The 1,884-nt window shown below is 64.6% G+C and carries 1 protein-coding gene; it reads left to right on the forward strand.

The annotated features are described in order from the left end of the window. Position 1 precedes the first annotated feature (1 nt). The coding region (acs, locus tag I6F38_RS43095) for an acetate--CoA ligase (protein WP_225164671.1) at positions 2-1,884 on the forward strand (1,883 nt) is incomplete at its 3' end.

Genomic DNA, 1,884 nt, shown 5'->3' on the forward strand with positions numbered 1-1,884 from the left:
GATCTATGACGTGTCGGCCGACTGGGCCAAGCGCGCCTATATCGATGACGCCAAATATCGCGAGATGTACGCGCACTCGGTCAAGGACCCGAACGGCTTCTGGGCCGAGCACGGCAAGCGGATCGACTGGATCAAGCCCTTCAGCAAGGTCGAGAACGTCTCCTTCGCACCGGGCAACATCTCGATCAAATGGTTCGAGGATGGCGTGCTGAACGTCGCCTGGAACTGCATCGACCGCCATCTCGACAAGCGCGGCGACCAGACCGCGATCATCTGGGAGGGCGACGATCCCTCCGAATCCAAGCACATCACCTACCGCCAGCTGCACGACGAAGTCTGCAAGATGGCCAACATCCTGCGCACGCGGAACGTCAAGAAGGGCGACCGCGTCACGATCTATCTGCCGATGATTCCGGAAGCGGCCTACGCCATGCTGGCCTGCGCGCGGATCGGCGCCATCCATTCGGTGGTGTTCGGCGGTTTCTCGCCGGACAGCCTCGCGCAGCGCATCAAGGACTGCGACTCGAAGGTGGTGATTACCGCCGACGAGGGCCTGCGCGGCGGCAGGAAAGTGCCGCTGAAGGCCAATGTCGATGCCGCGATCGCCAAAACCGGCGGCGTCGATTGGGTCGTGGTGGTGAAGCGCACCGGCGGCAAGATCGACATGAACCCGACCCGCGACCTCTGGTATCACGAGGCCGCTGCCATGGTGACGACGGAATGCCCGGCCGAGCATATGCGCGCCGAGGACCCGCTGTTCATCCTCTACACCTCGGGCTCGACCGGAACGCCGAAGGGCGTACTGCACACCTCGGCCGGCTACCTCGTGTTCGCGTCGATGACGCATCAATACGTGTTCGATTATCACGACGGCGACATCGATTGGTGCACCGCCGACGTCGGCTGGGTCACCGGCCACAGCTACATTCTCTACGGGCCGCTCTGTAACGGCGCGACCACGCTGATGTTCGAGGGCGTGCCGAACTATCCGGACAATTCGCGCTTCTGGAACGTGGTCGACAAGCACAAGGTCAACATCTTCTACACCGCACCGACCGCGATCCGCGCGCTGATGCAGGGCGGCGACGAGCCGGTGAAGAAGACCTCGCGCAAATCGCTGCGCCTGCTCGGCTCGGTCGGCGAGCCGATCAATCCGGAAGCCTGGGAGTGGTATTACCGCGTGGTCGGCGACGACCGCTGCCCGATCGTCGACACCTGGTGGCAGACCGAGACCGGCGGCATCCTGATCACGCCGCTGCCCGGCGCGACCAAGCTGAAGCCCGGTTCGGCGACACGGCCCTTCTTCGGCGTGGTGCCGGAGATCGTCGATGCCGACGGCAAGACGCTGGACGGCGAGACCTCGGGCAATCTCTGCCTGACCAAGTCATGGCCAGGCCAGATGCGCACGGTCTATGGCGACCATGCGCGGTTCGAGCAGACCTATTTCTCGACCTACAAGAACAAGTATTTCACCGGCGACGGCTGCCGGCGCGATGCCGACGGCTATTACTGGATCACCGGCCGCGTCGACGACGTCATCAACGTCTCCGGCCACCGCATGGGCACCGCCGAGGTCGAGAGCTCGCTGGTCGCGCATGAGGCGGTGTCGGAAGCCGCCGTCGTCGGCTACCCGCACGACATCAAGGGCCAGGGCATCTACGCCTATGTCACGCTGATGAAGGGCACCGAGCCGACGGAAGCGCTGCGCAAGGAGCTGGTCGCCTGGGTCCGCAAGGACATCGGCCCGATCGCCTCGCCGGACCTGATCCAGTTCGCGCCCGGCCTGCCCAAGACCCGCTCCGGCAAGATCATGCGCCGCATCCTGCGCAAGATCGCCGAGGACGAGTCGTCGAGCCTCGGCGACACCTCGACCCTGGCCGATCC

It is taken from the genome of Bradyrhizobium sp. BRP56, assembly GCF_020194035.1.
Lineage (GTDB): Bacteria > Pseudomonadota > Alphaproteobacteria > Rhizobiales > Xanthobacteraceae > Bradyrhizobium > Bradyrhizobium australafricanum.